General features: G+C 71.7%; 9 protein-coding genes. 2 read left to right on the top strand and 7 right to left on the bottom strand.

Annotated elements, in window-relative coordinates; translation table 11 throughout:
* Positions 1-68 precede the first annotated feature (68 nt).
* Positions 69-512, top strand: a complete 444-nt coding sequence (locus ACRWK8_RS11045; protein ID WP_431870032.1) for a hypothetical protein — start codon at positions 69-71, stop codon at positions 510-512.
* 15 nt (positions 513-527) lie between these two features.
* The gene (locus tag ACRWK8_RS11040; protein ID WP_431870030.1) at positions 528-1829 is read left to right on the top strand and encodes a 7-cyano-7-deazaguanine synthase; all 1302 of its coding nucleotides are present in this window, start codon (positions 528-530) and stop codon (positions 1827-1829) included.
* A gap of 862 nt (positions 1830-2691) precedes the next feature.
* Here ACRWK8_RS11040 and ACRWK8_RS11035 read toward each other — a convergent pair.
* From ACRWK8_RS11035 to ACRWK8_RS11005, 7 genes are all read right to left on the bottom strand, one after another.
* The gene (locus ACRWK8_RS11035; RefSeq protein ID WP_378739812.1) at positions 2692-2880 is read right to left on the bottom strand and encodes a hypothetical protein; all 189 of its coding nucleotides are present in this window, start codon (positions 2878-2880) and stop codon (positions 2692-2694) included.
* A gap of 172 nt (positions 2881-3052) precedes the next feature.
* Positions 3053-3217 (bottom strand): hypothetical protein, encoded by a 165-nt coding sequence (locus ACRWK8_RS11030; RefSeq protein WP_378739809.1) that lies wholly within the window; start codon positions 3215-3217, stop codon positions 3053-3055.
* Between the two features lie 78 nt (positions 3218-3295).
* A complete protein-coding gene (locus ACRWK8_RS11025) occupies positions 3296-4249 on the bottom strand; it encodes a bile acid:sodium symporter family protein (protein WP_431870028.1) in 954 nt (317 codons plus the stop codon).
* An 86-nt stretch (positions 4250-4335) separates the two neighbouring features.
* Complete coding sequence (locus ACRWK8_RS11020; RefSeq protein WP_431870026.1) at positions 4336-5595, bottom strand: TIGR02679 family protein; 1260 nt, start codon at positions 5593-5595, stop codon at positions 4336-4338.
* Positions 5592-9773: a TIGR02680 family protein gene (locus ACRWK8_RS11015; protein WP_431870024.1), complete on the bottom strand. Its 4182-nt coding sequence runs from the start codon at positions 9771-9773 to the stop codon at positions 5592-5594. Before ACRWK8_RS11015 ends, ACRWK8_RS11020 begins: the two co-directional genes overlap by 4 nt.
* Entirely contained in the window at positions 9770-11218 is a 1449-nt protein-coding gene (locus ACRWK8_RS11010) for a DUF2398 family protein (RefSeq protein WP_431870022.1), read from the bottom strand. The genes ACRWK8_RS11015 and ACRWK8_RS11010 overlap by 4 nt, the downstream gene beginning before the upstream one ends.
* Positions 11215-12789, bottom strand: a complete 1575-nt coding sequence (locus ACRWK8_RS11005; protein ID WP_431870020.1) for a TIGR02677 family protein — start codon at positions 12787-12789, stop codon at positions 11215-11217. The genes ACRWK8_RS11010 and ACRWK8_RS11005 overlap by 4 nt, the downstream gene beginning before the upstream one ends.
* Positions 12790-12929: the final 140 nt, after the last annotated feature.

Genomic DNA, 12929 nt, shown 5'->3' with positions numbered 1-12929 from the left:
ACCTCCTCGACAAGCGAATGCGCGATCGGGCGCGGAGGGGGCGCGAGTCCGGGGTGTCACCGGAACAGATGACCATTCCGGAGGCGGAAGTCCTACCGCCTCTGGAACGGACCCTGTCCCAGGTCCTCGAGAAGCTCGGTACCCCCGACCTCGACCAGGCCGCCGAACGCACACGCGAACTGGCGAGCGACCTCAGGGACAGGGGCCCGGAGAGCCTCGATCTCTGTGCCGGCTACCGCGCGTCGGGCATGCGGGCCCTCCTCGACCAGGCGATCAGCACCGTGCTCGCCAGCGGGGACCCGGAGGAACTCATCAGGAACGACGAACTCCCCCTGCTCATCGGTGAGGAGTTCGCGCGAGGGGCCCTGCGCCGCTACGCGCTGGACCGCGTCTCCCCCTTCGCCGGGGACGACGCCGCGCACGCTGAGGACGCACTGCAACTCCTCGAACTCGCGGACCTCACCTTCACCTCGACGATCCTGCGCGCACTGGTGGGGAACCTCCTGCGCTGACCCCCTTGGAGCCCCGTGCCAGGCGATACGACCACCCGGGTCATCTACTCCTCCGACCTCGAACCCGAGCGGCGGGAGCTCGACCAGGACACCCACATCCTCAAGGTCATCCCCCGCCGGATCATCGACCACCTGGACGACGACCACCTGGCCGCCGACCTGTGGGCGATCGCGGCGACGGTCTTCGCCGTCGATCGCGGCCTTCGACGTCCCGCTCTGAACGCGTGGCGCGGGGGGCAGGAGTGGCACCGATCCATCAGCACCACGTTGCCCGTCCAGAACCCCGAGTGGTGGAGCCGTCGTACGGCCGACGTGGAGGCGGCACTCAACTGGCTGACCGCTGACACCTGGCGGATCGTGTTCACCCAGGGAAGGCCGGTCGCGAGCCAAGCGGCCCTGTTCAACAGTGCGGACCTCGCCCTCGAGGGAGAGACCGCGCTCTTCTCTGGCGGACTCGACTCGGTGTGCGGAGTCATCGCGGACCTTCAGGAATCGGGCGATCCGATCCACACTGTCTCGGTCAGTACGAACAACCGCATGGAGAGCCTGCAGAAACGCATCTACGACAGCCTCCACCGTACAGAGCCGCGACTGCGATCCTGGAGCTCCTTCAGGCTCCAGGTCCGGCAGGCCGACAGGGAGAGCACCGCGCGCTCACGCGGGTTCGTCTTTCTCACCGCCGGAGTGCTGTCCGCCGTCGCGCGCGGAACGAACTCACTCCGCCTCTACGAGAACGGCCCCGGAGCGATGAATCTCGCACTCTCACGCGGCCAGGTCGGCGCCCAGGCCGCGAGGGCGGTCCACCCGAAGACACTGCGATTCATGGAGAGCCTCGCCAGAGCGGTCACCGGGGACGACCGGTTCCGAATCGAGAACCGAGCCTTCCAACGGACCAAGGCCCAGATGGTCGAGCGAGTACCCGCCCGGTACGACGAGGCCCTGGCCGCCTCGGTCTCCTGCGACACCGGTTTCTCCCACCACGGAAGAGACGCTCCCGCCCACTGCGGCGAGTGCACTTCCTGCGTCCTACGACGCCAAGCTCTGGCCGCGGCCGGGCGGAACCTCCCCACCCCGGCCCGGAAAGCTCCACAGCGCAAGGCCGATCATCGGAAACTCATGGCATGGCAGGTCGCCCGCCTGCGCCACGTTCTCCGAGACGGTCTCGACTGGACGCGCATGGTGCGGGAGTTCCCCGACATCGTGTGTGACCCGGGGTCGTTTCTTCCCGAGCGCCGTGAGGTCCTGCTCAGACTCTTCTCGGAGTACGCGAAAGAGTGGGACCTGTCGTCGGTGACCAAGGAGTTCACGACGGAGTGACCGCGCCTGGCCCAGTCGATCGTGGGGGACGGGACCATCCGTCTGAGGGGCGAGCCCGTGATTTCGTGGGGCGACTCGTCCCTCAGCGTCTCCCCCGTCGGGTGGAGACCTGTCGCCCCGGGCCCAGCCCCACGGCGAATCGCTTTCCCCGATTCAGCTGCCGGAGCGGAGGGAGGGTGGGATCCACCTTCACGCATCCAGGCCAGGGTCTCCGTAGACACCACGCTGCGCCAGGTGGAGCAAGGCGTCGATGGCGTTCTCCTCCAGGAGTTCCCAGTGAGGGGCCTACCTCAACTTCTACGGGCGGCACGAACACGGTCGCCACTCCCCCTGTCTCCACCTGGCCGCCTCGGGAGCGCTGTACCACGCGGCCCTCGGGCTGTTCGAGTTCGCCTGGGCCAACAGTGTGACCTCGCGTGGCCGGAGGGGCGGCGGGTGAGATCGAGTTCGTCCTCCTCCCCCGAACTCCGCCCGGCGAAAGCAAGGGGTCAGGGTCGTTTCCAGGGGGTCGAAACCCTGGAAACGACCCTTTTCTAATGGATTGCGTCCGAGTTCGTTGTTCTGTGATCGTGGTTCAGCAGGGTTCGGAAATGGTTCTGGAAATCTTCAGAATCATGGTCCGAAACCCTTGGGGTACTCCAACCACGGGAGTCCTTGCGATTCTCGGGGAAGTCCCAGCCTCCCACTCGCTTCTCGCGACACGGGGGTTGGAACGCACGGGGCTCCTGTTGGCTCGGGTTCCCCGTGGGGTCCCGATCCAGGCGGGACCCGTCCGGTCCTTGAGCCCCGAGTTTCTCCCGCAGATTCCCGAGTTGGTACCCCCGTCGCTCCGCGACGGGGGTCAGCGGTTTTCGGGGCCCGTTCAGTGGTAACCGCAGCGCGGAGGGCGACGCGGACGCGGCACCCGCAGGCGGCCCGAGCACCTGAAGGGCGCCCCGACGCTCGGTGGTGTCGGGGGTGGAGAGGAGGCGACGAGGCGTTCGGTGAACTGGGCGGGGGTCGAGAGCAGGGCGAGCACGAGCAGGCCGGAACAGGGGGCGAAGTGTCGCATGGGAACAGCTTCACAGCCGAGACGTGCCCGCGCGACTACTTCGCGTGACCACGGCTGGCCGGATGAGGTCAGGAACCACAGGTGTGGAATCGGATATTCGTGGAACCAATCAGCACTCTGACGTGCACTTTTACGAATGATCCGACTACATTCGGGAGGAAACGCCACCGCTCTAGCCGAGCAGCTCCAGCGCCAGGACGACCAGGCCGATGGCCAGCATCGCGAACAGCATGAAGTAGCAGCCCACGTTCCCAGTGGGGCCGGGGTCGCGCGTGGGTCCCCGGCGGATGTCGTTCCTGCCGCGTCCGGGCCTGCGCTTCTTCTTTCGGGCGGCCACGTGTTCCGTCCTCGGTCTCTGGGGGATGTCGGAGGCAGAGCCTGTCACGCGGGCAGGGGGAGGGGCAAGCCGCCCCGGTCAGGCGGGCTCGCGCTTCTCGGCGTCCCGGGGGGCCCGCCGGGCCCAGAAGGTGGCCACAGCGGCTCCGGACAGGTTGTGCCAGACCGAGAACAGGGCACCGGGCAGCGCGGCGACGGGCTCGAAGTGCGTGGTGGCCAGACTGGCGGCCAGGCCCGAGTTCTGCATACCGACCTCCACGCTGACCGCGCGGCGGGCCGAGTCCGGCAGGCGGCCGAAGTACCCGACGAGGTAGCCGATGAGCAGGCCCAGGGTGTTGTGCAGGATGACGGCCAGTGCCAGGAGCAGACCGGTGGTCAGCACGGCGTCGGAGTTGGCCCCGACCACTCCCGAGACGACCAGGACGATGCCGGTCACCGACACCAGCGGCATCAGCGGCAGGAGCGGGACCACGAAGCGGTCGGCGAACAGGCGCAGGAGCAGGCCGCCGACGACGGGGAGCAGCACGACCTGGAGGATGGACAGGAAGAGGTCACCGGCGGAGACCGGCAGGGTCGAACCGGCCAGGCCCAGGACGATCAGGGGCGTGATGAACGGCGCCAGCATGGTCGAGATCGACGTCATCGCGACCGACAGCGCCACGTCCCCACGGGCCAGATAGACGATCACGTTCGACGCCGTACCGCCAGGTGCGGCCCCGACCAGGATCATGCCGACCACGAGCAGCGGCGGCAGTCCGAACGCGTGGGCGATGCCCCAGCCCAGCAGCGGCATGACTGAGTACTGGGCGACCACGCCGAGGAGGACCGCCTTGGGGTGCCTGGCGACGACGGCGAAGTCCTGGGGCCGCATGGTGAGGCCCATGCAGAACATGATGACCCCGAGCAACAGGGACACGTGCGGGGTGATGAGGGAGGTCTGCTCCGGGAGGAGCAACCCCACGACGGCCCCGGCGAGCACCAGGACCGCGAACCACCTGCCGACGAAGTCAGCGACCTTCTTGACGACCGTCATCGTGTACTTCTCCCCCACGTTCGCCCACGTCGCGGGCGCGATGACGGAACACTACTCCCCCGGGCTGCCCGATTTGTCCACCGGGGTCACCGGGCCACCAGGTCCTCCAGCAGAGCGGAGTCCACCGACTCCTCGAAGACCACCCTGCCGCGCTCGACCATGGCCACGGCGAGGGACGGGTCCCAGGGGGTGGCGCGTTTCCTCCCCTTGAGCTCGGGGGACTCGGTGCGAACGCGGTCGAGGTAGTCGGCGGCGGACATCCGCCAGGGTTCCGCGTCGTAGCGCTCGATCACACGTTGAGCGATGTGGACCCCGGCCCAGTCGAAGTCCCCGTGGTAGCGCAGACGTGCTCCGGCGGCGACCGCGGCGGAGGCGATCCGGTGGAAGGCGGCTGACGGCCACCCCTCCGTGCAGATCAGCGGGGCCGACGCGGTCCCGAGCTCCCCGGCCGCCCGGCGCAGGACCGCCGGGTTCTCGCAGACGTGGATCACCGGCGAAGTGGGGACCGGTGGGAAGCGGACGAGCTGGTGCAGTGTCACCTGGAGCGGGACCCCGTGTTCGGCCGCCTCGGTCAGCCACGATCCGAGGACGCGCCCGTCGGCGGGGAGGTTGAGGACCAGCACGCGGCTGGCGAGGTCGTCCTGGACGACGTCGTTCTCCTCCCACAGGGCACGGCACTCCTCAGCGTCGCTCTCATCGGGGCGGGTGGTCCCACGGCGGGCCGCCAGAGCGGGGAGCACGAGCCTCGACAGCGCGGTCCTGTTGTTGAGCGCCTTGGTGTCACCGGTGACCCCCACGGCCAGGTTCTGGAGGAGCAGGGGCGAGATGCCCGAACCGCCCCTCAGGGAGCCATGGGCCTCCACGGCTTCCAGGACCCGGACGGCGTGCGCGAAGCTCTCGGTGTCCCCGGCGGTGACCCGTTGGGAGACCGCCGACTGCGTGTTCCGGTGTTCGATCCAGGCGCGGAACCAGGCCTGGTCGTGGAGCGGGCTGGCCAGTGCGGGAGCGAGGATCCGCTCACGCAGGTCCTCGGCTTCCCGTCGCAGCTGGCTCCGGAAGCGCACCGGTTCCCCCAGGGCGTCGAAGAGCTCCAGGAGGCCGAGCCCGTAGCCCCGGCGAACGACGGTATCGAGGTGCTCCAGCTGGACCTTCACCTGGTCCGGCCGACGGCCCGGTTCCGTGCCAAGGAAACTCCGGATGTTCTGGGCCTCATGGACATTCAGGTCCTTGAGCGTGAAACCCCCAGAGAGCGCTCCGTCGCGTTTGGCCAGCTCCTTGTGGGACCTCGTCAGCAACGTGCTCAACCGGGGGCCTCGGAAGACCGCCAGGTCCTCGTGCGGGCTCACGCGGAATCCTCCAGGAGGGTGCCCTCGGTGGACTGCGGCACGTAGCGGGTGGGGGTGATGCCGAGGAGTTCGGCCGCGAGTTCCTCGTTCCCGGCGAACCCGGCGTCCGCGTCCAGGGTCTGGTCCCCGTCCCAGAGCATGAGCAGGGCCGAGACGGTGTGACTGGCCTTGTCGTGGTGCATGTCGTAGTGCGCGGCCATGGGCACCGTCTCGTAGTGCACCCACAGGTCGTGGCCGGTCATGAACATGTCCAGGTCGAAGGTGACGGTCAGGCCCATGAGTTCGGGCTTGTAGCGGTCGTCGATGCCCGCGAAGGCCTCGTCCAGGGCGACCACCCGGGGGCAGGTGGGCGCCGCCGACGAGTACAGGGCGTTGGCCGCCGCGAACAGGGGCAGGTGGATGGCGGCGGACTTCTCGCCGCCGGACATCTGCTCGTGCTTGTTCTTGGTGAGGGTCACCTCGTCCTTGCCGGGCTCGGCCAGGCGCAGCTCGAACCGGTACCAGTCGCGGTAGTCCAGGACCGCAGCCAGGACCTGCTTGTGGCTGGCCCGGGGGTGGGTGGCGTGGTAGTCGCGGATCATGCGCCGCAGCACGGAACGGAGCTCCCCCAGGCCTCGCGGGCCGAGTCCGGCGCCGTCGCGCCGCACGAGCTCGGTGGCCAGCCGCTGCGGCTCGGAGAGGCCGTCCGACCGTGACCACCGGATGCCCACCCGGGTACCGGAGGACATGGGCCGCGCGCGGGTGTCGCGGTCCATGGCGCGGACGAGCTGCTTGGCGGCGCGGACCCGGTCGTGGACCTGCTGCGCGATCCCGCCGAGGAGTTCGTCCTCCAGGACACCCTGTTCCTCCTCCCGCAGGAGGGCGCCCTGTTCCTCGACGCGTTCGGCCACGGAGCGGGCGAAGGAGGAGACGGGGTTGCGGCCGTTCTCGTCGTTGACGTGCACGGTGACCAGGCCGTTGGGGCCCACCTCGTGGTCCACCCGGTAGCCCTCGGCGTCGCCCCCGAGAGCCTCCTGGAAGGTGCGCAGGGCCTGGGACATGCGGTTGCCGACGGTGCGCAGCTCGGTGTCCCCCACGTCCTTGCCGCCGACAGCTTCGGTGAAGGCGTCGAGCAGGGTGGGGGCCGCGTCGGGCAGAACCTCGCGGACGGTGGTGGCCTCGCCGCAGAGGAGGCGGCGTGCGGCCTCCTCCGGGTCGGGCCACCGGTCGGGCGGGGGCCAGGTGCCGGTGGCCTGGACTCCGACGATCGCGCGCACGGCGGGCTGGGTGAGCCCGGAGAAGGCGGCCGCGTGCTCGAAGAGGGCGGTGAGTGCCTGGGCGAGGGCCCCTCGACCGCTGTCGCGGAGGGTCTCGGAGCGCACGGCCGCGTCGTGTTCGCGCGAGGCCTCCCCCTCGGCCTCGTCCCTGCGGGTCCGGGCCTCGCGGAGCTCCTCCTGGGCCCGCTCCAACTGTGCGAGGAGTTCCCGTGCCGGGGCGTCGACGGAGGCCTCCAGGGTGGCCAGTTCCTCGGCCTCGCGCTGGTGGTCGGCACGGCTCCGGTCGAGCTCGACGCGGTCGCCCTCGAGTGCCTCGGTCAGCCGCGTGACCGTGTCCTGGCGCCCGGTGAGGTCACGCTCGTACTCGGTGATGTCGGCGCGGGTGGCGTGCAGCTTCCGCGCGGTGTCCTGGAAGGTCTCCGCCGCGAGGGCGACCGCTTCGACGTCCTCCCGGCGGGTGGGCATGACGCGTTCGGCGGCCACGGCGCGGACCTGTCGGCGCTCGGCGTCGACCTGGGCGACGGCGGCGTCGAGGTCGCGCCGGGCCTCCGCACGGGCGGCGCGGACCGAGGACAGGAGGGTGGAGTGGTGTTCGACGGCGCGCAGGGCCCGGACCACCCCTGCGGCGTCGGGCAGGTCCGCGCGGGCGCGGTCGAAGTCCTTGAGCCGTGCGTGGGCGCGGGCGAGCCGTTCACCGAGTTCAGTGTGACGGGTGGACAGCTCCGCGACACGGGCGTCGTGGGCGGCCAGACGTTCACGACGGCGCTGGGCCCGGTTGGTCGCCCCGATGAACTCGGCGGCGGGCTTGGGATAGGCGCCGGTGAGCGGCCCCAGCCGGTAGCGGGCCCCGGTGTCCACCCCGGTGTCACCGGGCAGGTCCCCGTCTCCGAACGGGATCGACGCGAGGAGACGGGTGATGGTGTCCTTCGGAACGTGGTCCTGGGTCTCGGGCACGAGGACGTCGGCCAGGGTCGTCCCCGTGGTCCCGGCGCCGGGGAGCAGGTAGGCGTCGGCCTCGCCCCGGTCCAGGGCCTGTCGGGTGAGGTCGGGGTCGGGGTGGATCCAGGCGGTGAGCAGCCCGGCGGCGTGCAGGGCGCCCTCGACGGCCGCGCCGTGGTCGTCGGAGAGGTGGTCGGCGAAGCGGACCAGCTGCCAGAGCGGCGCGCCGGGGCGCTCGTCGCGGGGGGCGGGGCGCAGGGGGTCGGCGGGTGGCGCGTCGTCGCGTTCGGCGGCGATGTGGTCGCGTTCGCGGCGGACGGAGGCCAGTTCCTCGCCCAGGGCGGCCTGCTCGGACTCCAGGGTGGTGGCCCGGGTGGCGGCCTGGAGCTGCTGGTCGTGGAGGTGCTCGTTGAACACCTGCGCGAGGGTGGGGGTGTCCGCCTCCCCGTAGCGCGCCACGGTGTCCCGCAGGGCCGCCAGGGTGTCCGGTCCGGCGAGCTCCCACCGCGCGGACCACGCGTCCAGGGCCTCGGTGGTGGTGCGGCGGAGCCCGGCGAGCTCCTCCTCGGCCCCGGCGCACGCCTCCTCCTGCCCGGTGAGGGCGTCCTCGGCCCTGGCGGCGGCGGTCTCGGCACGTTGGCGTCCGTCCTCGGCACGGTCCTGGGCGGTGAGCCGTTCGCGGACGGCACGCACGTCGTCGAGCCGGGCGCTGGCCCTGGCCCGAGCGGTCTCGGGCAGGTCGTCGCCGGTGTCCGCCTCCCCCTCCGCGTCGTGGACGATCCCGGACCGCTCGGCGGCGGCCAGGAGTTCGGTGCGCAGCTCCTCGGCGCGGGCGCGCTCGTGCCCGACCCGTTCCGCGACCCGGGCGGCCTCGCCGGACAGGTGGGTGATCTCCTCCTCCTGGGCCCGCACGCGCGCGCGGCCGGTCTCGATCCGCCGGGCGAGCCCGTCGTTGCCCTTCCTCCTGACCTGGAGGGCCTGCTGGTCCTGGAGGGTCTCGTGCTGACGCAGGGCCGTGCACTGGGCGTCCAGACGCCGGGCCTCCCCGGAGTGCTCGGCGGCGCGCTCGCGGGCGCGGTCCCGCGCGGCGGTGGCACGGTCGAGTTCGACGGCGGCCTCGGCGACGGTCCGCGCGTGGGTGTCGGCCTGCTCGGTGGCGGCGGCGACCCTGGACAGGCGGTGGCGGGCGTTGACGGTCAGGTAGTCGGCGTAGACACCGGTGAAGGTCCGGGCGGCCTCGTGGGCGGCGGTGGCGCTGGCGAAGCGGCGCTGGACGGCGGCGAGGTTGGCGAAGTCGCGGGCGGCCTGGTCCACGAGGGCGTCGTCCAGGGGGCTGAGTCCGCCGGTGAGGGTGTGCGAGACCTTCTCGGGGTCCAGGTCCTTGGCCAGCAGGGGGCGGCGCAGGGCGAGCAGGAGGTCCAGGAGCTGGACGTACCGCTCCCCCAGCCCGAACAGGCGCGCGTCGACGGCCCGGCGGTAGTCGGCGGCGGTGGCGTGGTGGGCGTCCTCGCCCAGGGCGGCCTTGAGCTGGCGTTCGGTGAGCGGGCGACCGTCCGTGGAGAGCAGCCCGAAGTCCACGCCGAGGCGCTGGTCGGTGACGAAGAAGGAGGGGTTGACCCCGTCGCGGTGGCGGTGCGCGCGCATGCCGATGACCAGGGTGACGGTCTCGGTGCCGGAGCCGTCACCGTCGGCGGCGCGGGCGAACTCCATCCACACGTATCCGTGGGCGGACTCGTCCCCCCGGTAGAGGAGGTTCGACTTCATGGTGCGGTTCTGGCCGCTGAACGGGTCGAGCCTGCGGGCGTCCGTGTAGCCGTCCAGGACGAAGGGGAACAGCACCTCCAGCGCCTTCGTCTTGCCCGACCCGTTGTGGCCGCGCAGGACGAGGCGGCCGTCCGCGAAGGCGAACTCCTCGTCGACGTAGTCCCAGACGTTGACGACTCCGGCCCGGCTGGGCCGGAAGCGGTCGCTCCTGCGGGTCATGGCGCGGTTTCCTCGGTTCCAGTCTCGGGCGGTACGGGGTGTGCGTCGTCGGGGTCGGTCGGAGGCGGTTCGTCAGCGGACTCGTCGGCCGGTTCGAGGGGGCCGAACGGCAGCAGCCCGGTGTCGGGGCGTTCGGGCAGGGCGCCCCGGATGTTGCGGTACCGCAGGGCGGCGGGAGTGACCAGGACACCGCCCGAAAGCGGCCGGACCAGGTCGAGGTCGGTGAGCAGGGCCAGGGCGGCGTCGAGCAGGCCGTGCGGGTCCTGCTGCCAGGTGGCGGTGAAGGAGGCGGCACCGAACTCCTCGAAGAGGTCCGCGACCATGTCCTCCAGGCGTTCGCGTTCCACCAGCGGCAGCGAGGCGGGCTCACCCACCGTCGGGGGCTGGTCCGTCTCGGCCCAGGCCAGCTCGGTGACCACGCCCTCCCGGGGGACGCCCGCGTCGATCCGGGCGACGAGCTCGGGGTGCTCGTGGACCGGTCCGGGCGCGGACAGGCGGGCCAGGGCCGCCCAGGACTCCTCGAAGTGGGTGGCGACCTGGGCCAGCAGCAGGCCGGCGGTGCGCGTGACGGCACCGCCCCGCCCCGGGAAGGCACGGTCGGTGAAGGCTCCCGAGGCGTCGGCCAGCAGGACCCCCTCGGCACGGCGTTCCAGCTTGGCCCCGGTCAGGCGGGCCACCTCCTCGGCGGGCCCCCTGCCGCGCAGGGCCGCCGCCACCTCCGGCTCCACGTCCGCGTAGTACACCACCGGGTACTCCAGCAGCAGGCGGCGGGCGCGCTGGGCTGCCCTTTCACGCGGGGCGTCCGGTCCGAGGGGGTCGCTGAGCAGGCCGGAGGCGCTGTTCAGGTGCTGGATGGGGCGCGTGGGTCGAAAGAGGACCTCACAGATCTCGTGGTCGATGTCGAAGAGCGCGTCGCCCTGGTCGCCCCCGCGCGCCCACGCCTCGACAGAGCCGTCGGACAGGTGCAGGGCGCCCCGGTCCAGGAGCCAGTGGGCGACGTCGACCAGCGCCGCCTTGTGGCTGGAGTCGGTGGGGTCGTAGCCGAGGCCCTCGATCTCGTTGGCCGAGGGAGTGAACCCCCGGACCAGGTCACCGAGGCTGATCTCCACCTGGGAGCGCTGGAAGGCGGCCAGAAGCAGGCAGAGGTAGGCGAGGCGTCGGCGGTCGAAGGGCCTGCCCCTGCGGGCGAACGCCTGGCGCTGGGTGGGGTCGAGCAGGTCGAGTTCGCGCACCAGGCGGACGTGGTCGGTGGTGGCGACGAGGGTGTACCCGAACAGGGCGCGCAGGTCCTCGGTCATCTGGTCGGCCCAGTACAGGACCTGGTCGAGCACGCCGGGGCGCGGCCGGGACGCCGTGATGACGTCGCAGGTGAGGACCCTGCGCACGGCCTGCTGGTAGGAGCCCAGGTCCACGGTCTCGACGCGGGGCCGGGAGTGCCGGGTCATCGGTTCCCCTTCCGAGCGGTCGTCCGGAGGGCGCGGGGAGCCAGTTCCACGCGGAAGCCGGGAAGGTGGATCCGGCCCTGGGAGGTGCGCACGGTGCTGCCCCGTTCGTCGGGGACGAGCCTGATGAGGGTGCCCGCGTCGTCGGCGGTGGCGGACTTCAGCAGGCCGACGACCGCCGGGGAGGTGTCCCGCCTCGTGTACGACACCGACCGTGACTCCAGTGCTTTGGTGACCAGCCGCAGCAGCACCTTGGTGTCGCTGTCGTCGAGGACGCGCTGGTGGGCGCCCTCGCTGACCAGACGCGCGGCGGAGGCGCGTTCGGCCTCGCGGCCCTCGGTCTGGCGGCGGCGCAGCTCGGAGCGGGCTCCGGTGTCCCTGCGGACCGGCTTGGGGACGCCGTGGTTGGGTGAGCGGTCGCTGCGGAACAGCGTCACCGACACCTCCACCCCTGCGGCGTCGTGCCAGGAGTCGGTGGGCGCGAACTCGTCGCCGTCCTCGTGGGCCACGCCGAGGTGTCGGGCGGAGCGGCTGTTGAACGCGGCGCCCATGAGCGCGTGCGCGGCCCCGTCGTCGGGGGTGTCGAACACCCACGCTGCCAGGTGGCGCAGCTGCGTGGAGCGGTTGACACCGCCGCGCTGGGCCTCGGTGATCTGCCGCAGGAGGGCGACGACCCCGGAGACGGCGGTGCGGGTGGCCTGGCCGAGTTCGGCGGCGCGAGTGGGCGACCCGCTCTCGGAGGCGAACCAGGCGCGCACGGCCCACCAGCGGCGGGACCAGTCCTCCAGGCGCTCGGTGCGATCCATGAAGAGGCGTTCGTCGGCCTCGGCGGCGCGGGAGAGCAGGGTGGACAGGCCGGTGGCCTCGACCTCGTGGACGGCGCGGTCCAGGCGGGGCAGGTAGCGGTCGAGCTCCGCCATGAAGTCGGACATGTGGACGAGCAGGGCGTTCTTGTGGCGCAGGAACACCTCGGAGGAGGCCTCGGTGGAGCGCAGGATCTCCCCGAGGGTCACGTGGAACTGGGCGGAGCGCCGACCCATGTCCTCCATCACCGCGTCCAGGCGGGACAGGCGGCGGTAGACGTCCTCGACCCGGCCGGTGCGGTTGGCCTCCGCCAGTGCTCCGAGGTCCTCCAGGACGTCGGAGAAGACCAGGCGGGAGAGGTTGACGTCCTCCACCCGGGCGCCGAGGAGGTTCTCGACGGCGTGGTAGGCGCGGTACCCGAGTTCGCTGAACTGGTAGACGGACTGCCGGTTGCGGTAGCTGGCCAGGGTGCCCGCGCGGGAGGCGTCGTCGAAGCGGTGCAGCACGCCGTCCGTGGCGAGTTCGTCGAGCCGGTGGCGCAGCCCCTGGGCGGGGACCTCAGGGGCCTCGGCGTGGTTCGCGGCGAGTTCGCGCAGGGTGGACTCGACCTCGTCCGCGCCGACCTGCACCTGGTGGACCTCGCGCAGGCGGTCCACCGAGCGCAGGACCCACAGGTAGGTGACGTGGTCGTCGCGGCGGGTGAAGTTGAACAGCCGGAAGCGGTCACTGACCGCGAGCGCGTCCAGATCCAGAGCCCTGCGCTCGGCCACCGCCGCACCCCCGTGTTCTCGTGGCCGGTCCCGCACCCCCGTGTGCGAAACCGCGACGGGGCCATTGTCGCAGCGACCGGGGACGGCCCGGGACCGGGCCGTCGGCCGCCGACGGCCGGGCGGGGTCACCGCGTGGAGGA

Origin of the sequence: Nocardiopsis eucommiae (assembly GCF_965344335.1) — a bacterium.
GTDB lineage: Bacteria > Actinomycetota > Actinomycetes > Streptosporangiales > Streptosporangiaceae > Nocardiopsis > Nocardiopsis eucommiae.
This window is presented reverse-complemented; position numbering and strand designations above follow the sequence as displayed.

Bases quoted from the DNA above. Each gene is read 5' to 3' on its own strand.
- ACRWK8_RS11035 (WP_378739812.1), bottom strand. From the start codon at position 2,880: ATGCGACACTTCGCCCCCTGTTCCGGCCTGCTCGTGCTCGCCCTGCTC.
- ACRWK8_RS11025 (WP_431870028.1), bottom strand. From the start codon at position 4,249: ATGACGGTCGTCAAGAAGGTCGCTGACTTCGTCGGCAGGTGGTTCGCG.
- ACRWK8_RS11045 (WP_431870032.1), top strand. From the start codon at position 69: ATGACCATTCCGGAGGCGGAAGTCCTACCGCCTCTGGAACGGACCCTG.
- ACRWK8_RS11010 (WP_431870022.1), bottom strand. From the start codon at position 11,218: ATGACCCGGCACTCCCGGCCCCGCGTCGAGACCGTGGACCTGGGCTCC.
- ACRWK8_RS11015 (WP_431870024.1), bottom strand. From the start codon at position 9,773: ATGACCCGCAGGAGCGACCGCTTCCGGCCCAGCCGGGCCGGAGTCGTC.